This is a genomic window from Paenibacillus sp. MCAF9, from assembly GCF_052114265.1.
Lineage (GTDB): Bacteria > Bacillota > Bacilli > Paenibacillales > Paenibacillaceae > Pristimantibacillus.
The window spans coordinates 56,005-77,188 of the sequence record NZ_JBFREL010000022.1 but is presented as its reverse complement, the minus strand read 5'-3'; the positions used below and the strand labels follow the sequence as shown (position 1 = coordinate 77,188).

General features: G+C 43.3%; 20 protein-coding genes. 16 read left to right on the top strand and 4 right to left on the bottom strand.

Annotated elements, in window-relative coordinates; genetic code table 11:
* The first annotated feature begins 2 nt into the window (after nt 1-2).
* From AB4Z45_RS24470 to AB4Z45_RS24435, 8 genes are all read left to right on the top strand, one after another.
* A complete protein-coding gene (locus AB4Z45_RS24470; RefSeq protein WP_076267149.1) occupies nt 3-320 on the top strand; it encodes a cytochrome C oxidase subunit IV family protein in 318 nt (105 codons plus the stop codon).
* A 91-nt stretch (nt 321-411) separates the two neighbouring features.
* Nucleotides 412-1,308 carry a cytochrome c oxidase assembly factor CtaG gene (gene ctaG, locus AB4Z45_RS24465; protein ID WP_441912235.1) on the top strand — a complete coding sequence of 299 codons (897 nt, stop codon included), beginning with the start codon at nt 412-414 and terminating at the stop codon, nt 1,306-1,308.
* Between the two features lie 35 nt (nt 1,309-1,343).
* Nucleotides 1,344-1,805 carry a DUF420 domain-containing protein gene (locus AB4Z45_RS24460; RefSeq protein ID WP_339204859.1) on the top strand — a complete coding sequence of 154 codons (462 nt, stop codon included), beginning with the start codon at nt 1,344-1,346 and terminating at the stop codon, nt 1,803-1,805.
* A 250-nt stretch (nt 1,806-2,055) separates the two neighbouring features.
* The gene (locus tag AB4Z45_RS24455; RefSeq protein ID WP_441912233.1) at nt 2,056-2,781 is read left to right on the top strand and encodes a hypothetical protein; all 726 of its coding nucleotides are present in this window, start codon (nt 2,056-2,058) and stop codon (nt 2,779-2,781) included.
* 29 nt (nt 2,782-2,810) lie between these two features.
* On the top strand, nt 2,811-3,197 hold the full coding sequence (locus AB4Z45_RS24450) for a GntR family transcriptional regulator (RefSeq protein WP_339204857.1): 387 nt from the start codon (nt 2,811-2,813) through the stop codon (nt 3,195-3,197).
* Between the two features lie 12 nt (nt 3,198-3,209).
* Complete coding sequence (locus tag AB4Z45_RS24445; protein WP_441912231.1) at nt 3,210-4,127, top strand: ABC transporter ATP-binding protein; 918 nt, start codon at nt 3,210-3,212, stop codon at nt 4,125-4,127.
* Between the two features lie 17 nt (nt 4,128-4,144).
* Nucleotides 4,145-5,047, top strand: a complete 903-nt coding sequence (locus AB4Z45_RS24440) for an ABC transporter ATP-binding protein (protein WP_441912229.1) — start codon at nt 4,145-4,147, stop codon at nt 5,045-5,047.
* Nucleotides 5,007-6,356, top strand: a complete 1,350-nt coding sequence (locus tag AB4Z45_RS24435) for an ABC transporter permease (RefSeq protein WP_441912227.1) — start codon at nt 5,007-5,009, stop codon at nt 6,354-6,356. Before AB4Z45_RS24440 ends, AB4Z45_RS24435 begins: the two co-directional genes overlap by 41 nt.
* Before the next feature lie 158 nt (nt 6,357-6,514).
* Here AB4Z45_RS24435 and AB4Z45_RS24430 read toward each other — a convergent pair whose 3' ends face one another.
* Nucleotides 6,515-7,066: a helix-turn-helix domain-containing protein gene (locus AB4Z45_RS24430; protein WP_441912226.1), complete on the bottom strand. Its 552-nt coding sequence runs from the start codon at nt 7,064-7,066 to the stop codon at nt 6,515-6,517.
* Nucleotides 7,067-7,208: 142 nt separating this feature from the next.
* Between AB4Z45_RS24430 and AB4Z45_RS24425 the strand changes: the two genes are divergently transcribed.
* From AB4Z45_RS24425 to AB4Z45_RS24410, 4 genes are read left to right on the top strand one after another with little or no spacing between them, the layout of a single operon-like run.
* Nucleotides 7,209-7,610 carry a DoxX family protein gene (locus AB4Z45_RS24425; RefSeq protein WP_441912224.1) on the top strand — a complete coding sequence of 134 codons (402 nt, stop codon included), beginning with the start codon at nt 7,209-7,211 and terminating at the stop codon, nt 7,608-7,610.
* 23 nt (nt 7,611-7,633) lie between these two features.
* Nucleotides 7,634-8,293: an alpha/beta hydrolase gene (locus AB4Z45_RS24420; protein ID WP_441912222.1), complete on the top strand. Its 660-nt coding sequence runs from the start codon at nt 7,634-7,636 to the stop codon at nt 8,291-8,293.
* 6 nt (nt 8,294-8,299) lie between these two features.
* Nucleotides 8,300-9,070: a DODA-type extradiol aromatic ring-opening family dioxygenase gene (locus tag AB4Z45_RS24415; RefSeq protein WP_441912220.1), complete on the top strand. Its 771-nt coding sequence runs from the start codon at nt 8,300-8,302 to the stop codon at nt 9,068-9,070.
* Between the two features lie 25 nt (nt 9,071-9,095).
* Nucleotides 9,096-10,454: a hypothetical protein gene (locus tag AB4Z45_RS24410; protein ID WP_441912218.1), complete on the top strand. Its 1,359-nt coding sequence runs from the start codon at nt 9,096-9,098 to the stop codon at nt 10,452-10,454.
* 192 nt (nt 10,455-10,646) lie between these two features.
* Here the strand turns inward: AB4Z45_RS24410 and AB4Z45_RS24405 are convergent, their stop codons facing one another.
* From AB4Z45_RS24405 to AB4Z45_RS24395, 3 genes are read right to left on the bottom strand one after another with little or no spacing between them, the layout of a single operon-like run.
* Complete coding sequence (locus AB4Z45_RS24405; RefSeq protein ID WP_441912216.1) at nt 10,647-12,239, bottom strand: ABC transporter substrate-binding protein; 1,593 nt, start codon at nt 12,237-12,239, stop codon at nt 10,647-10,649.
* A 49-nt stretch (nt 12,240-12,288) separates the two neighbouring features.
* A complete protein-coding gene (locus AB4Z45_RS24400) occupies nt 12,289-13,155 on the bottom strand; it encodes a carbohydrate ABC transporter permease (protein WP_441912214.1) in 867 nt (288 codons plus the stop codon).
* 52 nt (nt 13,156-13,207) lie between these two features.
* Nucleotides 13,208-14,161 (bottom strand): ABC transporter permease, encoded by a 954-nt coding sequence (locus AB4Z45_RS24395; protein ID WP_441912212.1) that lies wholly within the window; start codon nt 14,159-14,161, stop codon nt 13,208-13,210.
* Between the two features lie 237 nt (nt 14,162-14,398).
* Here AB4Z45_RS24395 and AB4Z45_RS24390 point away from each other — a divergent pair, with 237 nt between their 5' ends.
* From AB4Z45_RS24390 to fdhA, 4 genes are all read left to right on the top strand, one after another.
* Nucleotides 14,399-16,789 (top strand): AraC family transcriptional regulator, encoded by a 2,391-nt coding sequence (locus tag AB4Z45_RS24390; RefSeq protein WP_441912211.1) that lies wholly within the window; start codon nt 14,399-14,401, stop codon nt 16,787-16,789.
* A gap of 208 nt (nt 16,790-16,997) precedes the next feature.
* Complete coding sequence (locus AB4Z45_RS24385; RefSeq protein ID WP_441912209.1) at nt 16,998-18,272, top strand: Gfo/Idh/MocA family protein; 1,275 nt, start codon at nt 16,998-17,000, stop codon at nt 18,270-18,272.
* A gap of 365 nt (nt 18,273-18,637) precedes the next feature.
* Entirely contained in the window at nt 18,638-19,570 is a 933-nt protein-coding gene (locus AB4Z45_RS24380; RefSeq protein WP_441912207.1) for a hypothetical protein, read from the top strand.
* A 91-nt stretch (nt 19,571-19,661) separates the two neighbouring features.
* Complete coding sequence (fdhA, locus tag AB4Z45_RS24375; protein ID WP_339204842.1) at nt 19,662-20,876, top strand: formaldehyde dehydrogenase, glutathione-independent; 1,215 nt, start codon at nt 19,662-19,664, stop codon at nt 20,874-20,876.
* Nucleotides 20,877-21,184: the final 308 nt, after the last annotated feature.

Below are 21,184 nucleotides of genomic sequence, written 5' to 3'. Positions count from 1 at the left end.
CCATGGCAAGCAATCATACAGCCACTGAGGAAAGCCCCAAGCGTCATAAGGTCGAAGGACCTAAGAAGCATATTATCGCGTTTATTTTCTCGATCTTGCTTACGTTCATCGCATTCGCGACTGTAATAAGCGGAGAAATCAACAAAGATTTTATCTACATCATTTTGATCGGCTTAGCGGTATTGCAAGTGTTCGTACAAATGGCATTCTGGATGCACATGAAAGACCGTGGTCATACTTTCGCAATTATTGGGATTTTGACTGGTGTATTCATCGTCTTCACATGTGTCATTATGGCTGAATACTGGGCTTGGTGGTAACCGATTTAACTATTGGAGGAGAGGAGGGTCCCGAGGCTTGGGTCCCTCCTCTTTTGTAAAAAAGTTAGCGTAATTGAAAGGAGTTTCCACGATGCTTGGCTTACAATATTTTCGCTTCGAGGAATTGTGGACCCCCATGTTTCTATTCGGAATGGCCGCAATCGTCATTCTATATTTCTACTTAATTGGACCATGGCGCGAGAAGAATGCTCCTGAAGCTGATGCAGCGACAAAGCTTCAGAAGTTTATGTTTGTTTCGGCTGCTATTATGTTTTATATGGTTCACGGAGGCCCTTTAAATCTATTAGGTCACCTTATGTTTACATTTCATATGGTCAATATGTCAGTATCTTATTTAGTTGTACCGCCGCTAGTATTGCTTGGGGTTCCAAGCTTCTTATGGCAAAAAATGTTCTCCACTCCGTTTTGGAAAAAACTGAGCTTCATGATGCATCCTATTATTTGTCTTTTGTTGTTTAATATTTTGTTCTCGGTTTATCATGTCCCAATTGTCCATGACTATGTGATGACGCACTTCTCTGTGCATCGTCTTTATTATTTTATTTTGCTTGTAACGTCGTTTATGATGTGGTGGCAGATTGCCTCACCTGTTCCGGAGTGGAGCAGACTTAGCGATGTGAAGAGAATGGCTTATGTGTTTGCGAACGGCATGCTTCTGACACCAGCTTGTGCTTTAATCATTTTTGCCAAAACGTCTATGTATGCGATTTATAGCGATCCTAATGTTTGGGTTACAGCGATGGGGTACTGTGTATCGGGTGATCCGAGCCGTTTGCTGGAGAGCTTTAGCGGTCCGCAATTTTTTAATATTATGGACGTTGTTGAAGACCAGCAGCTTGGCGGAATCGTCATGAAGTTCGTGCAGGAAATTATGTACGGCATTATATTGGCGTATATATTCAAGCAATGGTTCAAGCGTGAGCATAAGGACGATGAATTGCCGAATACGAATACAGGAACAGCTTAATACCAATTATTTAACGAACATTAGGTGGGGTAAAAGTGGACAAATATAATATTGTACCGACAATCAGTACTTTCTTCATCGTGCTTAGTGCGGTGCTGGTAGCCGTAGGCTGGAGGCTCGCGATTAAGCGCAGGCTGGCGGAGCATCAGAAGGTTATGTTCTATGCAGCAGTGTCAGCAACGATCTTCTTTATCGTATATGTATCGCGTTCGATATTCGTAGGAAATACAATCTGGGGCGGCCCAGACAGCTTAAAGCCTTACTATTTTGTCTTCTTATTGTTCCATATCGTGCTTGCTACAGTTGGCGGCGCATTCGGAATTACAACACTAACGCTTGGTTATAAGAAGAAGTTTGCCAAGCATCGCAAATGGGGTAAAGTAACTTCAGTGGTTTGGTTTATTACAGCTATTACAGGCACAGCGGTGTACGTATTGCTGTATCTTATGTATCCAGGCGGCCATACGAAACCCGTTATTGATGCTATTTTCGGATAGAACAACAATGTGTAAGCCATGTTTTCAAAAGAGACTACTCTTTTGAGAACATGGCTTTTTTTATGTTTTTGCAGAAGTGATTGGCTTGTAAATAGGGGGATTGCCATTGTACAGGAGTATTTACCGTAGAAGGGAATTCTCCTCCAAAAATCTTTTTATGGAAGTACTTGACAACAGTGTATACACTGAATATACTGTGTATAAAGATATATACAGTATATTCGCTAAGCGATTGAAGGGAGCAAATGCTGTGGGGTTATGGAAGAGTGCATGGTATTTAGCGAAGCATGAGCTGGCTAAAGATCGTTGGAAAAGTCTTTTTACATTATTTTTTATCGGATATCTATTGTTATTTACCGTTCCTTTAATGCGGGATGGCTTCATAGGGGAAAATGGCCCATTCGGAAACTGGTCACTCGATTTCATTTACCTTTCGATTCTGCCTGTTCTAGGGTTCATTGCTAATAAGACAATGATGCGTTCCTGGAAAGAGAATTCCTATACGAGGAAGATCGCACAATGGAGAACGCTGCCGATTTCATCGAAACAAATTGCACTAGGGAGAATCATTCAGCTGGCTATCGTATTGTTTGCTGCTCAACTTATTTTCTTCCTATTGCAATTTATCATTGCACGGAATATGGGCGTTGATATTTCAGCCTTAAGCTTCGTGTTATATGGAGCAAGCTGGTTTGGCTATTCACTGACAATGGGGACTGGTTATGTATACTGGGAATTAGGGCATTCAGGAAAAACATATTTTTTCTTCAACATCACTTATCTCGCTTTTCTGCTTATCTTTTCAATCAGTCTAGCCTTTCTGGATATTGGAAATATTGTTTCAAGTTCGCTGCATGCAATCGAGAACGGCAGCTGGTGGCTGCCAATCATAACCTTAACTATTGGTGTTGCTGCTGCGTTCCTCGGCGTTAAACGAATTGAAAATCGGCTGGAGAAAAGAACCTACAGAGCATAGATATTTGAGAATGGAAGAAGGTGAACCTCATGCGGCTGCCGATCCAAATTAATGAACAAAGTGCAGAGCCGCTTTATCATCAGATCGAAGTACAATTGCGAGCATTAATCGTCAGCGGCCAACTTTCGGAAGGGATGCTGCTGCCATCGATACGCGAGCTTGCCCAAACCGTTAAGTGCAGCGTGATTACAGTAAAAAGAGTATATAACGATTTGGAAGCGGAAGGGCTGCTTCGAACAAGGCAAGGAACTGGCACCTATGTAGCACAGGTTGGTGATCAGGAACGTGACCGGCATCGTCTTGCTGCTGTTATTGAAGCGCTAGAGCTGGCAGTTGTAGCCGGCAAACGGGTTCAGTGCACAGAAGAAGAGCTGCAGACGATGTTTAAAGAAGCGATGAGCAAGCATTTTGATTAAAGGGTGGGACATATGATGAATGAGACGATGGCGATACAATTAGACGGCGTTGTGCAAAATCGTGCGAGCTTCAAACTTGGGCCGGTCCATATGAGTATTCCACAGGGTTACATCACTGCCATTGTTGGGCCGAACGGATGCGGTAAGAGCTCCACCTTTCGCTTAATGCTTGATCTGGATAAAGCGGATGAGGGCACCATTCAGCTGCTTGGAGAGCAAGTGGAGAATGGGCTCAGCACAGAGGTTAAAAAACGAATTGGTTACCTGCATGATCAATCCTCCCCGCATGAGGACAACATGAAGGGGACGGAGAAAGCTGAGTTTCATCGCTTCTGGTATGACAAATGGGATGTGAATCGTTATCGGGAGCTGCTTCGCATTCTTGAGGTCGATGATAATCAGCTGCTTGGCAAAATGTCGAAGGGGATGCGTCGCAAATTTGAATTTGCACTAGCCCTAACACATAATCCGGAGCTGCTCCTGCTCGACGAGCCTTCTTCGGGGCTTGATCCGCTTGCATGGAAAACGATGATTGAGGTGCTTCATCGGTACATGGATCGAGGAGACCGTACCATTCTTATGACCTCCCATATCATCGAAGAGGTGAAACGGCTTGCTGATTTTATCATCTTTATGGCTCAAGGCAGAGTGCTTGGCATGTACGAGAAGGATGAATTATTCAGCAGTTGGTTTACGTTATTTGTAAGTGCAGCGGATCTGACTCCGAAGAAAGCAGCACTAATCCCAGGTCAAACTGTTGTAGAGCATGCAGGCGGTACGACCTATCGAATTGCGACAAATCAGGCTGCAGAAGCTGAAGCATGGTGTGCTGAGGAAGGCTATCAGATTGTAAGCAGGCAAGCACTTGAGCTGGATGAGATTATGAATGCCTTGCTTACACAAGATAGATTAAATACAAGAATGAACTAATAGAGGGGAGTAATGAAATGAATCCATTAATAGTAGAAAAGGTAGTTAAGCAATACGGGGATAAAACAGCAGTCAACGAAATTAGCTTGGAGGTAAGCGAGGGCGAGATTTACGGCCTGCTCGGGGCCAACGGCGCCGGCAAAACAACGACGATGCGGATGGTGCTCGGCTTGATCTATCCGGACGAAGGGCGGATTCTCTACAACGGAAAGCCTTACAGCAATGAGCAGCTTAGCCTGCTCGGGTATTTGCCGGAGGAGCGCGGGCTGTATCCGAAGGTGAAGGTCAGCGATCAGATCATCTATCTGTCGCAGCTCAGAGGAATGTCGAAGGCGGATGCCGACCGCAACCTGAAGCAGTGGCTGGAGAGGTTCGAGGTGCCGGAATATTACAACAAGAAGGTCGAAGAGCTCTCGAAGGGGAATCAGCAGAAGATTCAGTTCATCGCGGCTGTCAACCACAAACCACGCATCGTCGTCATGGATGAAGCGTTCAGCGGACTTGACCCCGTCAACGTCGAATTGTTGAAGTCGACGGTGAAGGAGCTGCGCGACTCCGGCTCGAGCATCCTGTTCTCGACGCACCGGATGGAGCATGTCGAGGAGCTGTGCCGCAACATTACGATTTTGCATCGATCGAACACGGTCTTAAAGGGCAGTTTGAAGGATATTAAAAAACAATTCCCGAGAGAACGGGTCATCCTTGGCGCTGACAAAGAAATTAGCGGACTCGATCGGCTGGCCGGCGTAACCGGCGTCACGCGCACGGAGCGCGGCTACGACATTGCCATCTCCTACGAAGCGGCGGGCGCTGACATTCTGCGTTTGGCGATGGAGCAGGCGAACGTGAATCATTTCGAAATCAAGGAACCGACGCTAAATGAAATCTTTATCCGAATGGTGGGTGATCGTCATGAATAGTTTCTGGACGGTAGTAGGGTTTACGATCCGGAATAAGGTCAAAGGCAAAGCTTTCGTCATTACTACGTTGATTATCGCGTTAATTATCAGCATCGGCATTAATCTTCCTTATATCATTGCACAGTTCGATAAAGGCGACAAAGTAACAAATATCGGCTATATCCAGTCGCAGAGCGAACAATCGGCGAGCGGTACGGCAACAGGCGACAGCTTGAAGGCGTACTACGAGAAACAAGGAAATTCGAACATCGTGATGGTTCCTTTTGAGGACAAAGGCGATGCTTCGGCAAACGAGAAGCAGTTGAAAAAAGCAATCGATGAAGGGGAAATCAAAGGCTACCTTGAGTTCGGCGATATGACGGACAGCGGTTTCCCGGAAATGACTTACAAATCCGAGAAGCTGATGGAATTCGGCATGACGGAATCACTGCAGGGCGCGCTTTTGCAAATTCGCCAAACGAACGTGCTCCAGGATGCGGGCCTTACGGCCGAGCAAATGGCGCAGCTATCGGCTCCAATCAAGATCGGCACCGTTCAGATTTATACCGGCGAAGGTTCGGGCAGCGGCAACACGGGCAGAACACCGGCAGAGCAAGGCGTCAACATGGGCGTCATCTATGTCATGATTATCTTCCTGTTCATGGCAATCATGACCTCCGGCAACATGATCGCGTCGGAGATTACGGCGGAGAAAAGCTCGCGTGTCATGGAAATTCTCATTACGAGCGTATCGCCGCTGAAGCAAATGTTCGGCAAAATATTCGGCATGTTCGTCGTCGTCATCGTGCAGGTCACATTCTACTTAGCCGTCATTCTGACGAACATATCCATGCCGCATAACAAAGGGGCATTAGGCAATCTCGACATCGACTTGTCGCTCGTCGATCCGATTCTGCTCATCTACGCGCTGCTGTTCTTCCTGACGGGTTTCTTCCTGTTCGCGACGCTGTACGCGGCGGTCGGTTCGATCGTAAGCCGGACGGAAGACCTGGGTCAAGCGGTCATGCCGCTGACATTCGTCTCTCTAGCGGGCTTCTACATCGCAATCTTCAGCATAAGCGCGCCGGACAGCATGCTTGTGAAGGTGACGTCTTACATTCCGGTCTTCTCGCCATTCGTCATGCTGCTCCGCCTTGGGCTGACGGAAGTGCCGATGTGGCAGACGCTTCTCTCTTTCGGCATCTTGCTCGTCTCGATCTACGCAGCGGTCTACATCTCCGCTAAGATCTATCGCACCGGCGTACTTATGTACGGCAAACGGCCTAGCTTGAAAGAAATCCGCAAGGCTATGAAGGCGTATAAGATTTAGGCGTTGTTCTTGGTTCCATCTGATTGCGGCTGCCTTAAATCGTTGGAAATTCCATCTGCTTCGAATTTACCTCATAACGGTATTCAAAAGTTATTAAAAAAACCCACATTCGGCCTATCTGGCTCGATTGTGGGTTTTTGGCTTAGTTAGATGAGGTCCTATCCATTCTCATTTTCATTTTCATTCTCTTTATAGATGGAGATCAGCACGATTGCCTTATCTTCACCTATATTTCTTACTAAATGTGGCGTACAAGCATTCCAACTAAAGGAATCACCTTCTCCAAATTCAGCCTTATCTTCCCCTTGTTCCGCGTAAATTCTCCCTTTAATGACCATATGGACTTCCTCACCTTCATGTGCATGAGGAGTATTGCCAGTCGTAGAACCAGGAGGAAACTCTATAATCATCATCCGTACGTTTTTTGTGGAACTCAAGTGTTCGACTTTAAGATTTTCTGAACCGCTTGTAGTGATTGTCCTCTCGTTTTTCCGAACAATTCTCATTCGCTCTTCTTTCTTTAGAAGCAAGTAGGCAAGTGGCACTTTAAGTGCTTGAGCTATACTTTCTAATGTTGAGATGGACGGTGAGGTCTTATTCGTTTCAACCTGACTCATAAATCCTTGAGACAGGCCGGTTGTTTCGCATATTTGAGCGATTGTGATATTTTTTCGCTTCCGGATCGCTCGTATAGTGGAGCCAATATCCATCTAATCACACCTCTAGAATATTTGTAATACTAAATTTAATTTTATATTATCAATATTTATATTGACAAGTCAATGTAAATCGTTTTAAATTACACCTATAGAAAATATATTTCTATTACTAATATTTTTGGAGGAAAAAAGAATGACTAAAACAGCTTTTGTTTCCATTATCATGCGTGTGGTGTTGGGCATCATATTTATATTTCACGGAGTGGATAAGTTTCAGGGAATAAGCAATGTAGAAGCGTGGTTCAGTTCGATAGGCATCCCGGGAGTTTTAGCTTATGTTGTTGCAGCGATTGAACTTATCGGCGGTATATTGTTGATCTTGGGGCTGTTTACTCGTTATGCAGCAGGATTGTTTGTCATTATACTCATCGGTGCAATTATAACCGCGAAATTATCGGCTGGACTTCTTGGTAACGGTCAAATGGCTGGTTATGAGCTGGATCTTGGATTCATCTTGGTCTCGTTGTATCTGGTTGTTGCCGATCGATCACCGTTCTCTGTTGACGGTTTTATTATGCGCAAGCGAAGTGAATAACTTACAGCATGGAGGAAACGAAGATGAATCCGAAATATCAATATGACGTTCACTTACCGGTTAAACTAGAGCAAGGAAAGAAATATCCGACGATCTTCACCTTCCACGGCAAAGGATCGAATGAACAAAATATGTTCGGTTTGGTTGCTCCATTGGCTGAAGAGTTCATCATCATTGGGGTTCGCGGTAATTTGCCGCTTGGTACGGGATTCCAATATTACGATTTGAAAAGCCTAGGAAACCCAATTCGAGAGATGTATGACCAAGCGGTTACAGATCTCGAAGCATTCATTCATTATGCGACTGAGGAGTATCCAATCGATCCTGACAAACGTTATTTGCTCGGCTTTAGCCAAGGCGCAATCCTGTCCATGACGCTTGCACTTACAATGGGAGATCAATTAAAGGGAATCGTAGCGTTGAACGGATATATTCCTGAGTTTGTGAAAACGGAGTATTCACTTCGAAGTGTTAAGGATGTTTCCGTATTTGTCTCGCATGGAGAATTCGACTCCGTATTCCCGGTTCGTATCGGGCACGAGACAGCTGCCTATTTAAAAGACCAGACGGAGCGCTTAACTTTCAAACTATATCCGACCGACCACGGCATATCTGAAGAGAACCAGCTAGATTTTATGAAGTGGATTAAGAAGGATGCGGAATTAAACATAAATAAGGAGTGAGATCACATGATGCCATCCTATTTTTTCGCGCACGGTGCACCATCAATCGTGCTCGATGATAACGAATATACAAAGTTGCTTAAGCAATTTAAAGAGCATACGCCAAGACCAAAAGCTATCGTTCTCTTCTCCGCTCATTGGGAAGAATCGATACAGACGGTTAGCGCCGCAGAAACTTATGAAACCATTTATGATTTTGGCGGGTTCCAAGATGAGCTTTACCAGATGACCTATCCGGCACAAAGCGACCGATCATTAGTAAATCAGATTCAAAACTTGTTTACAAAGCATGGTATTGAGAACGTTCAAAATGAAAAACGAGGTTTGGACCACGGGGCATGGGCTGTTCTAAAACTACTGTATCCGGATGCAGATATTCCGGTCGTAGCGCTATCCGTAAATCGTTATCTATCTAATGAAAGACAATATCAAATCGGCAAGGCATTAGCAGAACTTCGCGAGCAGGATGTTCTTATCATCGGAAGCGGTGGGACCGTTCATAATTTACGGAAATTGAACTGGCGGTCCGAGGGAATTGACGAGTGGGGGGAGCAATTCGACAACTGGATTCAAAGTAAGCTGGAGTCATGGGATACCGAAGCCCTGTTTCAATACCGTGAGCTCGCTCCCCATGCCCAAGAGGCCGTACCGACGAATGAGCACTTCATTCCGCTTCTTCTCGCCATGGGAGCAGGTGACGTCAACCGCAACGCAAAACTTCTTCACCGCAGCTACCAATACGGCAACCTAAGCTTAAGCTGCTGGCAATTCAATTAAGATGAAATGAAAGAGGGCGGATCGGATGACATCCGCATTTAAGACGGCGGCGGAGAGGATAATAATATTTTCCATTGCCGCTGTGTATATTGCGTTGCAAGCGGCGCAGCTTGAAATGCTGGTCTTTCTGCTCGGTGGATTGGTGTTTACTGCAATCGCTTTGCTGTTGCCAAAACTGAAGGGGATGACGTTTTGGCTCACGATTTTCTTTGTGACTATTGGAGTTGTACATCTTGCGCTTCAGAAAGCAAATGCTAGGATTTGGTTCGAGTCGGCTGGAATAAACGTGACCATTGTAACACTTTTCCTATTCGCCCCGTTGTTCGGAATTCCAGTTCGTATTCCTGAATACGTTAAGGCCTTGAAGCGGTTTTACGAAGCTAACCTGCACAGCAAGGCCGCTCTATTCTTGGGAACGCAGCTGCTCACTCAAATTATGGGCGTATTTATCAACGTGGGTTCGATACCGGTTGTTTATCAAATGGTCTTTATTAAACCGCAGCCAGGGATGAGCCGTTTGCTTGCAAATGCGCTCAACCGAGGGTTTGCAGGAGCGATTCTCTGGTCACCTTATTTCGCTGCCATGACACTAGTGACTTCTACGTTAGGACTGTCCTGGTCGTCCGTTCTGCCCTATATGCTTGGACTCGCCATTCTTAGCCTCGGCATAAGCTGGGCAGTCGATTTTCGGGAATTGCGTGACGCTAGTCTAGATGAATTTGAAGAGGCAGTAGACAAAAAGGAGAACTCGAATTTTCCAGTTGGACTCGGAATCTATTTAATAGGCGCCATTATTGTCATCTTAACCATGGAACGTATGATCAAGCTGCCAATGGTCTTATTAATCTGTATGGCTGCAGCAGCTTTCCCCTTGTTCTGGTGTATTATAAAGGGGAGCATGAGTATATACAGAGAAGGAATTATAAATCATATAACAATCACTTTGCCGGCTTTGCAGAAAGAGATTACGCTTTTTCTGGCCGCCGGCTTTTTCAGTGGCGCAATTGGGATTACGAACTTCGGCTCAAAGGTTCCGAATTTGCTTGAATTTGTTCCAATGCCGATTTCCTTCACATTCACGATATTAACCGTTCTTTTGATTGCAAGCACTTCAATAATTGGTCTCCATCCAATCGTGCCAGTGACTATGCTCGCTGGAGCCATTGATCCCGTGAGCGTGCAAATCAGCCCAACTTATTTTGCGGTGCTGCTGCTTGGAAGCTGGGCTTTGTCTAATCCCATCTCGCCGGCTTCGGCTGTAAACAACTTGCTGTCCGGTTTACTAAAGAAATCAGTGTTTGAGATAGCTGCACCGAATTACAAGTTCGCCGGCTGTATGGCGCTCAGTTTGATCGTTTTTTTAATGGTTGTTGTGAGGTATTAGAACAAAAAACTAAAGAGTGGCTGCTGGCATTAGAAAATGTAAGGGCATTACAAGTTGACTCGATCGAAAGAATAGCGTGAAAAAGATTTACACATAAATGAATAACGAATAGCGTATTCCCTTCTACTTGGCTCATTAAATAGAAATCCGGTGTAAGCGATACACCGGATTTCATTACTGAGTGATAGATTTTTATTTTTTCCAAGTGTCATATTGAGCTTGTTTTTCTTTGATGATGTCATCTACGCCAGCAGTTTTCAAACGCTCGAGGAATTTAGGCACGGCTGTAGTCGGGTCAATCGAACCAGAGCTGATAGCCGGGATCATCTCAGTCATAACGGAAGCTACGTTGGCAACTTGCGTTTTTACAGGAGTTGGGTCAAATACAAAGCCTGATAATGGCGAAACATCTGCTGTCAGATCATTTTCAAAAACGATTGACTGAGCTTTTCTCTTCATTTCGCCAGCCGCATTTTCGGCATGATCGGCACGGTTGAATGTTGGGCTGAAGGATTGACCGATTTGCCATTCATTCCAGTTGAAATTATATTTGCCTTCAATTTGAGTGAAGTCACCTTTTTCGTTGTAGGTGTAGTCAACGTCTTTTTCTCCTAATGTAATGAGTTTGTATAGATCATCATCAGTGTTTAGCAACTCAATTAATTGCAAAGCCTTTTCAACGTTTTTTGAACCTGAATTGATAGCAATAGCTGCATTGGAGGCAGCTCCAGCTGAAATCAATGTACGAGTAGTAGATACGGATAGAGCAGGGAAATCTTTGTATTCTGTCATGGACATAGCTTGCTCTTGACCTGGAAGATCGATGCTGTCAGGCCAGCCATAGTGCATCGCAAAAACAATTTTGCCAGCTTTACGATCAGGAGTTGTATCTTTTACAGTTGCACCATCTTTGCGCACATAGCCTTTATTGAACCAGTCACGCATAATTTCTGCGTATTTAGCGAACTCAGGAGTTTCAAACTGGTTGATAACTTTGTCTGGCGCATTGAGATTGACCCAGCCAGGAGTTAGCAAATCACCTACAGGCTCCATATCCCAGTAAAGCGGCTCATTGGCAAAAAAACTATGATTAGCGCTAGTTTCAAATCCGATCATATCAGGATGCTTAGCTAACGCTTCGCCAAGGAATGGTCCTACCATTTCGAGAGCTTCTATGGTTGGCTTGCCTTTAACAGCTTTCCAGTCAAACCCCGTTTCTTTGAGAACATCTTCGCGGAAGATAAAGCCACTGCGCTTGGCAACGCCCCATTGCTGATAATTGACAACTGCATAAATACGATCATTTATTTTCACACCATCCCATAGACCTTGAGGGATGCGGGAAAACGTTTCAGGCGCATGTACAGGAAGAAGGTCAGTTAAGTCAGCATACGCTCCCTTTGCAGCGTTTCCAAAGTAATTAATTCCACCCCAGAATGCAGTGAAAGCAAGATCCCAGTCGTCGCCCGAATTGATCATCAGATTCATTTTATCTGCATAAGTACTGCCGTCTACAAGTACTAAATTCAATTTGGCATTGATTTTTTCAGCAATAATTTTATTAGCTTTGTTCATGATGCGGTCAAAGTCATTGACAGGGCTGTTCGACATATAGAAGTTAAGGGTAACGAGTTCTTCTTTTCCCTTTTCTTTTTCAGCATTTTTAGTATCAGGTGCTGGAGTCGTAGAATCGCCGTTAGCGTTTGGTGAAGCCTTCGAGCAGCCAGACAGGATCATGGTGAGAAGCAGAGTTACGCTGATCAGCAACATAGAAATTCTTTTCATTGATATCCCCCTAAAAACTAATTTTATTCTCAACTAGATTCTTGTAAAATTACTCTTTTACAGCACCTATTGTTAAGCCTTTCTCGAAATACTTCTGTAGAAAAGGATACAGTAATATAATCGGACCGATGGCAAGTACACAGGTCGCCATCCGTGCTCCTTCACTAGGAAGCATGCCGATAGCGGATTCCATAGATTTAGATGCTGCTTCATTGGCTTGCAAATAGCCGATATTGTTCATTAAAGATTGCAGTAAATATTGCAATGTGTACAGCTTCGGCTTTTCGATATACAAGGCAGTGGTCGTCCAGTCATTCCAGTAGGAAATCGCTGTGAACAGACCGATAGTCGCCAGTGACGGTTTTGAAAGTGGAAGTGCAATACTGAAAAAAGTACGAATTTCACCTGAGCCGTCTATGCGTGCAGACTCGAACAAGGAACTAGGAATCGATTTGAAAAAGTTTTTCATAATGAGCACGTTGATCGCTGACACAAGGAAGACGACAATGAGAACCCAGATGGTATTCTTAAGATGTAAATATCGTGTTATTAAAATGTAGGATGGAACAAGTCCGCCATTGAACAGCACGGGAAGGTACACGAATAAAGTGAGTGCATTTCGATAGGTAACTTCAGGTCGCGTCAACGAATAGGACAGCATCGAAGTAACAAGTAAATGCAGCAGCGTACCAACAACGGTTACAAAGATCGTTACTGCGTATGCATTGGCAATCGAGCCTGCTCCGCTAAATACGTATCGATAAGCTGAAATATCAAACACTTTGGGCCAAAAATTGTATCCGTCGACCATAAGCGACTTTTCAGCTGTAAACGATATCGATACAACTAATAGCAGCGGAATAATACAGGCTAGTGCTGATACAATGAATATGAGATGAATCACGATCTTTGACACGTGAAAGTTTCTTGCTAAAATGAAAATCCCTCCCTTTCTCTACGCTGATCGATTAAAATAAGGCGCTGTCGGGGTCTGTTTTTTTAATAATATAGTTAGAAATCAGGACAAGAACGAGACCAATCACTGCCTGATATAGACCAATTGCAGACGACATGCCATAGTCGTTCAGCTTTTTCAGAGAGCGGAATACAAGGGTGTCTATAACATCTGTTGCACCATATAATGCTCCTGAATCATTGGAAAGGGTATAGAATCCATTCCAGTCGCCCAATCCGCCATTGAACAACTTACCTACCCATAACAACATGAGGACGATAATTATTGGTTTCAGCAGCGGCAGTGTAACATATTTGACTTGCTGCCACTTCGAAGCGCCATCCAATTGAGCAGCTTCATAATAGTCCGTATTAATCCCCGCGATCGCTGCTACATACAATACCGAATAGTAACCGATATTCTTCCACAAATAGGCTAAGGGAAGAATATAGTGCCAATGTGAAGGCTCACTGTACCAGTAAATAGCTTCTCCACCATTTGATTCGATAATATTGTTGACAATACCTCGGTCTACACTAAGCATACCGAACACAATATACTGAACTACGATCCATGAAAGGAAAACTGGCAGCAATAAAGCACCTTTATAGGTGGCTGAGAGCTTTTTATTTTTCACTTCGCTCAATAGAATGGCCAATATTAGTGCACCGAGCGTAACGGTAACCATCTCTATGATATTGTAGAAAAGTGTATTGAACGTAACAATTCTCGCTGTTTCGGATTTAAAGAAAAATTCGAAGTTTTTGAACAGCGGATCCATCCATGCGCTTCCGAATATACCATCGCGTGCATTGTAATCTTTGAAGGCGATTATGACACCGCCCATTGGGATATAACACATGATTGCAATGAATAGTAGACCAGGTGACATCATTAAATAGAAAGGAAACTGTTTACGTACGCTGCGCAATGTTCTGTTATGAATTGGTCTTGTAGTTAGTTTCATTGAGTTCACCCCCTTCCTTGCAATTAATCTTTTACTTCCCTCATTGTATTTAGTGGTACTTTTATCCACAACAATCAAAACCATCATTCTCTTAGTTTTTCGACAGATGGCATCTCTAAAAAATAATGAAATCTACAAAGAGCTTTAATCGTTGTGATGCTAAATGGATACTTATGCTATTATGATGATAATTGTAAATACATAGAAAATCGAAGTCGTATGAACTGGGGGATCACAATGAAGCTACCGAGGATATTGGAAAAAAACAGTACGAGCTTTTTTCGCAAATCATTCTTCTCCTTTCTGATTATTACGATCCTCATCACTGTATTGCTTACTGTTTTCTTGACCATTACTTATTTACGCACGAGTATCTCGATGATTAACCGCTTCAATCATGAGCTGATTGAACATTACAATTACAGTATTACCTACCTAGATGAGACTGCAAAAAAATTAGGAAATGCACTGTACAGCGATAAAGATATCATCCAATTTATTAATATGAAGAAAAATGATGAGATCGTGGCGATTTTAGCAAGCAAGGTCATTGACAAGCACTTTCTGACACTAAAAGATATCGATAGCGTTTATCTTTACAATGCGGGGGCGGATTTGTTTTATTCTTCAAGGAGCGGTGAACGCCAATCAGCCTCTACCTTCTCAGATCAAGCGATTGTAGCGCTGCTAACTGATAAAAACTTTATAGCGGAGTATCGTGGTCGGCCTATTGTGACATCTGTAGAAGAAGCAACGCAATCGGCCGATACATGTTCCTATATCTTATTTGAACCGGGGGAGACTTTATCGGGCTTGAAAAATGCTATTGTCGTCAACATTCGCACGAAAGCGCTTACGGAATCTATTCAAGCGATCAATGGCAATGACCCTGAAACGAAATCTTCTTTTTTAGTCGTTGATTCAAACGGCTCTATTCTAAGTAAGACGCTCACAACGGAGTTTGAGCATAATATGAGTGAAGTAGGCGGATTAAGCCAGCAAGCAAATGAACTTGTTAGAAGCAATAATCAGATACGAGAAATTGGGGGTATCAGCTATTTGGTATCCAGCAGTAAAAGCAACGCAAACAATTGGTATATTATGGGTCTTACTCCTGTAAAAGAAACGTTTAAGGATGTAATTAAAGCATCAATGGTGTCTGCGGGTATCGTAGTTGTTGTATTTATCATTTGCGCAATAATTTGTCTGTACTTGGCTCGCAGACTGAATCATCCGATTCAAACGATTACGAAAATTATTAACGGCGAAGCTTCTGAGAAAAACGATGTAGTCATTTCGAGAATGGAAGAATTTCAATTTATTTTGTCTATATTCGAGTCTATGAAGGAGAGAAATCAACAGCTTGATAAAATAATCCATGAAGCTGGCTATGCGGTCAAACAAGACTTTCTTAATGCACTATTAAGTGATAGTACTACACACTCTATAGACCAAGTGCAGGAGAAACTACATGACATCAAACTGGATTATATCGCCACCAGTCAGTTGTGCATGTGCCTCATTAAAATCGATAATTACAGCCAATTTGTATCTGTGAATAGCCAGAAGGAACGATGGGCACTACGCTATGCTATTGTGAATATTGCAACAGAACTGGCAGCGGACTATGGTGTGTGCGAAATTTTCAGCAGTGAGCCCGATAAATTCGTAGTGATTATGGATTGTTCCACAGTAACCCAATATAAAGTGCTGCAGGAGAAAATGGAGCGTTACTTGCTCGAGGTACACAGTAATACACTTAAGTATCTTCGTATTTCTTTATCTATGGCGTACAGCACGATGTTTCAGGGGATTGAGCATTTACCTAGCATGTATAATAATATGAAGGGCTCCATTCTGTTGAAGATGCGCTACGGACATGGTTGTATTATTACTCCTTACATGATGGATGAAATCAACACGGATAATTTTCATATACCCGTCAAGAAAGAAGAGCAGTTGGTTGAGAAAGTACTCGAGGGCAATTATGAATCTGCTGCCGCAATCTATCAAAGTATCAGTCCAAAGTTATATCAATACACTTACGACGAAATTTTGTATTGCATTGTTCATTTGATTTACAGTGTTTACTCCAGTGTGCTAAGCAAGATGCCTGCAGTAAAGGATAGCCAGGATTTAACTCTACAAAAGTTTTTGCGCGGGATTCAAAATGCAGAAGTGAGTACAGATATGGACAGCGTAATGGATTCATTTTTACAGAAGCTGTGTAATAAAGTGGAGGTTCTCAGGAACACTTCCAATAGTAATGACCATCTAATCCAACGTATTGTCGCAATTGTCGAGCAAGAATATTCCAATACGGAATTATGCCTGAGCTCTATCGCCGAAAAATTACGGTTATCATCTAACTATGTCGGCCATATATTCAAAACTGCACATGGGCAGTCTATTGCGCAGTATATTTTCGATACGCGAATGCAAAAACTGGACGAATATATGCGCAATACGCAGCTTCCTTTAACATCCATTATTGAAAAGGTGGGACTAGAGAGAAATAATTATTTTTACACGCGATTTAAAAAGCATTTTGGCATGTCTTTGAGTGATTACAGACTGCAGCTTGGGCAAGAGATAGATCATGAAAATGATATGCCATTTCAATATTAGCATCGTTCTGAAGAGCCTGATTCCATTGCGGATATTGGGCTTTTTTTATTAACTTGAAATTTATCAGATTGCATTCAGAGAAAAGATATTAAATAGTAGTCGATTTGTATTACTTTTCGAAGAAATACAAACTTTTTATTATTTTCAAAATGGACGAACCTATTTAAGCTGATATTAACTAACAATAGAGATGGAGTGGAGCACAGGAATGAAAAAAATTACTGCTGCATTAATTGGAGCTGGACAAAGAGGGGGAGGGGCTTACGCTCCATATGCCTTGCAACATCCAGACGACATTCAATTCGTTGCCGTTGCGGATATCGATCCTGAGCGAATAGAGCGATTCCAAAAAGACCATGGTGTTCTGAATGAGAATTGTTACTTGAACTGGGAGGATCTGCTTGCAGGGCCGAAGCTAGCCGATGCGATTCTCATCTGTACTCAGGATAAAATGCACTATGAGCCTGCGTTGAAAGCATTGGAGAAAGGGTACCATGTGCTAATGGAAAAGCCGATGTCACCCGATCCAAGAGAATGTCTTGTCATGGGGGAATATGCTGAGAAATATAATCGGGTATTTTCGATATGTCATGTACTTAGGTATACGGACTTTTTTTCAACGATCAAGCAGATTATTACGGAGGGAAAAATCGGCAAACTCGTTTCAATTCAACATACTGAAAATGTAGAACATCGTCACCAAGCACATAGCTTTGTAAGAGGAAACTGGAGTGATTCAGAGGTTTCGAGTCCAATGATTCTGGCAAAAAGCTGCCATGACATGGATATATTACAATGGCTTGTTGATGCAGATTGTACTAAAGTTTCATCTTTCGGCTCATTAACTCATTTCCGCAAAGAAAGTGCACCGGAAGGCGCGCCTAAGTACTGTTTGGACGGTTGCCCGGTACAGGACAGCTGCCCTTATTATGCACCTAAAATGTATATTGAACGAGATGATTGGGTGGGTGAAGTGCTTCGCACGGTTGTTAGCAACGATACAAGTGATGAGGGAGTGCTTCGAGCACTGAAAAGTGGGCCATATGGAAGATGCGTGTATCATTGCGATAACAATGTGGTCGATCATCAGGTAGTGAACATGGAATTTGCAAATGAAGTGACGGTTGCGTTCACAATGAGCGCATTTACTTATGAAGGCGGACGCTCGGTGAAGCTAATGGGCACTCATGGTCAGATCAGAGGCGATATGGAGAAGAATGTAATTGAAGTGACAAGCTTCGTTACTCGAGAGACGGAGACTATCACTTTGGATACGGACTTGGCAGGTCATGGCGGCGGTGATACAGGTATAATGAGCGATTTCGTACGTCTTGTTCGGAGTGATGGGAAGGAAGAAGGGCTTACAGGTGCAGGTATCTCTGTAAAGAGCCATCTGATTGCTTTCGCCGCTGAAAAATCGCGTTTGGAAAGCCGAGTTATTTTGATGGCTGATTATATCAATGAATTAAAGAATAGTAACTGATTGTGCCTTTCAGTCTGGCTTTGTTCCTGTGTGTGTCCTGCTTGTCTCCGAAAGCGTCGTTTGCAGAAAAAACGCCTGCCTTTTCGTACAGAGGGGAGAGGCAGAAAAGCCTTCCCTTCTTCTTTTAATGAAGAAGCCAATGATCAAATCTCCGTTTTTTTATCAAAATGTCCACATAGTGCAAAATTAAGTCTCGTTAGTTCAAAGACTAATTTAGTTTGGGAGTTTATCATATCAGACAACACTATCATTTTTTGATTCGTGGGCGGGTAGAAGCTGATCTTAAATCAAATGATGAGCCAATTCATGATAGCGTTTGCTAACAAAAAAGTTAATCACTCAACTAAGGAAAAGAGGATTTAAATATGATCACAAACAAAACACCGCAATTAGGAAATACGGCACGCAGCTACAATCTTGTTCAAGGCTGGGCAAAGCTTCCTTCTCACTTGGAGTTTGGCTATACACATGGAATCGTCGTAGATCAACAGGATAATGTTTATGTCTTTCATACAGGAAAGCCCTCCATTTTCAAATTTAATCAGAACGGGGAGTTTCAAGAGGCTTGGGGCGAAGAGTTCGAGGGTGGCGCACACGGATTTTATCTTCATAAGGAGCAAAATAGCGAATACCTTTATATCACAGACACAGCTCGCGGTAATGTTGTTAAAATGGATTTGAGCGGAAAGCACTTATTGACATTGGGAACACCTGATCGTCCTGATATTTATAACGAGGAGCTTAAATATGTCCCTACAGATGTAGCCGTTTCGGCAAATGGTGATATTTATGTATCCGATGGGTATGGACAAAGCTGGATTCATCAATATACAGCAGCAGGAGAATATATCCGTTCCTGGGGTGGGAAAGGTACGGAACTAGGACAATTGAACTGCCCGCATGGTATTTCGATTGATATTCGCAGCGGTATGGAAGAAGTTTATGTAGCTGATCGTGGCAATCATCGGATTCAAGTCTTCACTCTACAGGGCGATTTCAAAAGAGCCATCGTCGATGATATGGATCAGCCCTGCAGCTTCTATTATCACGGAGACGATCTCTTCTTCCCAGACTTAAACAGTCGGATTACGATCTTCGACAAAAATGATCGGTTGATCTGTCATTTAGGTGAAGATCAGCAGGCTTACAAACAAGCAGGCTGGCCGAATTTGCCTAAGTCTTACTACAGGGATAATAAATTTAGTTCACCACATGGTATTTGTGTGGATTCCAAGGGTTCTGTCTATGTTGCGGAATGGATTTTCGATGGACGTATAACTAAGCTTGCACTTGCATAATTTCGTGGTAAAGAATCGTCATTATTTAGGCATACAGGCGGATAAAGCATCTAAACTGTAATTAAATAATCTAGTAAATGGAGATGAGTACATGTCTGGAAACAAGGCAGTTGTTTATAGTAAGCCGGGAAGTGTTGAGGTACGAGACACCGCTTATCCAGACTTGGTATTGAAGGATGGACCGGGTGTCAATCCATTGAATGTAGGACGTAAATGTGAGCATGGGGTTATTCTGAAAGTGATTACAACGAATATTTGCGGAAGCGATCAGCACATGGTTAGAGGAAGGACAACGGCTCCATCCGGTCTTATCTTAGGCCATGAGATAACAGGTGAAGTCATTGAAGTAGGTCGTGATGTCGAGTTTATAAAAAAAGGTGACTTGGTCTCTGTTCCTTTTAATATTGCCTGCGGACGTTGTCGCAGTTGTAAAGAACGTAATACAAATATATGTTTAAATGTCAATCCAGACCGTCCTGGTTCTGCTTATGGTTATGTGGATATGGGCGGATGGGTGGGCGGGCAATCCGAATATGTCATGGTTCCCTATGCAGACTTTCAGTTATTGAAGTTCCCAGATAAAGAGAAAGCAATGGAAAAAATTCTGGATTTAACGATGCTCTCCGATATTTTCCCAACAGGTTACCATGGTGCAGTTAGTGCTGGGGTTCGCCCGGGTTCAACGGTATATGTTGCCGGTGCAGGTCCGGTAGGTCTTGCTGCAGCGCATTCTGCTCAATTGCTAGGGGCAGCGGTTGTTATCGTCGGCGATTTGAATGCAGAGCGTCTAGCCCAAGCGAAAAGCTTTGGTTGTGAGACGATTAATCTGCGTGAGAATGGTGATTTGGCTGGACAAATTGATCAAATTTTGGGATCTCCTGAAGTAGATTCGGCGATAGATTGTGTTGGTTTTGAAGCGCATGGGCATGGGGAGGGGCATGGCGAAGCGCCAGCAACGGTATTGAACTCCATTATGGAAGTTACTCGTGCAGGCGGCAGCTTAGGAATTCCGGGACTTTATGTAACAGGGGATCCGGGTGCTGTGGATGAGGATTCGAAAATTGGAACATTGAAAATTCGTTTTGGTCTCGGTTGGGCGAAGTCCCACACGTTTGTGACAGGCCAAACGCCAGTTATGAAATACAACAGAGAATTAATGATGGCGATCATGAGCGGACGTGCACAAATTGCTAAAGCCGTGAATGCCACACTTATCTCATTAAATGATGCACCAAAAGCGTATCAAGATTTTGATCGCGGCGTTTCCCGGAAATTTGTTATAGATCCCCATGGCGTCGTTAAATAATGTAGTTTTTATCCAGATTGGGAGTATGTCGAAGAAGCTTAGGTTGAACAAGTAGATGCTGTAACTCCAATATTTCGATAGGAACTTCTTGCACGCTCCGCTTGGGGACGGGTGTAAGGAGTTCTTTTCCTTTTTCTACCCCCTTATTCCCTTTGTGTCCACTGCGAACGTGATCGGATAAATGCGAGGCACCTGATACACATCCTGAATGTAGTGTTCCTCTTGTCAGTATAGTACCGAATCACTTAGCACTGAAGAACAATATTTTTTCTTCCAGTTATTGACGTATTTCCGATTGAGTGATAATA

What these genes read in the sequence shown, in the direction of transcription:
- AB4Z45_RS24470 (WP_076267149.1), top strand. Translation starts at nt 3, where the DNA reads ATGGCAAGCAATCATACAGCCACTGAGGAAAGCCCCAAGCGTCATAAG.
- ctaG (WP_441912235.1), top strand. Translation starts at nt 412, where the DNA reads ATGCTTGGCTTACAATATTTTCGCTTCGAGGAATTGTGGACCCCCATG.
- AB4Z45_RS24450 (WP_339204857.1), top strand. Translation starts at nt 2,811, where the DNA reads ATGCGGCTGCCGATCCAAATTAATGAACAAAGTGCAGAGCCGCTTTAT.
- AB4Z45_RS24445 (WP_441912231.1), top strand. Translation starts at nt 3,210, where the DNA reads ATGATGAATGAGACGATGGCGATACAATTAGACGGCGTTGTGCAAAAT.
- AB4Z45_RS24440 (WP_441912229.1), top strand. Translation starts at nt 4,145, where the DNA reads ATGAATCCATTAATAGTAGAAAAGGTAGTTAAGCAATACGGGGATAAA.
- AB4Z45_RS24435 (WP_441912227.1), top strand. Translation starts at nt 5,007, where the DNA reads ATGAAATCTTTATCCGAATGGTGGGTGATCGTCATGAATAGTTTCTGG.
- AB4Z45_RS24430 (WP_441912226.1), bottom strand. Translation starts at nt 7,066, where the DNA reads ATGGATATTGGCTCCACTATACGAGCGATCCGGAAGCGAAAAAATATC.
- AB4Z45_RS24425 (WP_441912224.1), top strand. Translation starts at nt 7,209, where the DNA reads ATGACTAAAACAGCTTTTGTTTCCATTATCATGCGTGTGGTGTTGGGC.
- AB4Z45_RS24420 (WP_441912222.1), top strand. Translation starts at nt 7,634, where the DNA reads ATGAATCCGAAATATCAATATGACGTTCACTTACCGGTTAAACTAGAG.
- AB4Z45_RS24415 (WP_441912220.1), top strand. Translation starts at nt 8,300, where the DNA reads ATGATGCCATCCTATTTTTTCGCGCACGGTGCACCATCAATCGTGCTC.
- AB4Z45_RS24410 (WP_441912218.1), top strand. Translation starts at nt 9,096, where the DNA reads ATGACATCCGCATTTAAGACGGCGGCGGAGAGGATAATAATATTTTCC.
- AB4Z45_RS24405 (WP_441912216.1), bottom strand. Translation starts at nt 12,239, where the DNA reads ATGAAAAGAATTTCTATGTTGCTGATCAGCGTAACTCTGCTTCTCACC.
- AB4Z45_RS24395 (WP_441912212.1), bottom strand. Translation starts at nt 14,161, where the DNA reads ATGAAACTAACTACAAGACCAATTCATAACAGAACATTGCGCAGCGTA.
- AB4Z45_RS24390 (WP_441912211.1), top strand. Translation starts at nt 14,399, where the DNA reads ATGAAGCTACCGAGGATATTGGAAAAAAACAGTACGAGCTTTTTTCGC.
- AB4Z45_RS24385 (WP_441912209.1), top strand. Translation starts at nt 16,998, where the DNA reads ATGAAAAAAATTACTGCTGCATTAATTGGAGCTGGACAAAGAGGGGGA.
- AB4Z45_RS24380 (WP_441912207.1), top strand. Translation starts at nt 18,638, where the DNA reads ATGATCACAAACAAAACACCGCAATTAGGAAATACGGCACGCAGCTAC.
- fdhA (WP_339204842.1), top strand. Translation starts at nt 19,662, where the DNA reads ATGTCTGGAAACAAGGCAGTTGTTTATAGTAAGCCGGGAAGTGTTGAG.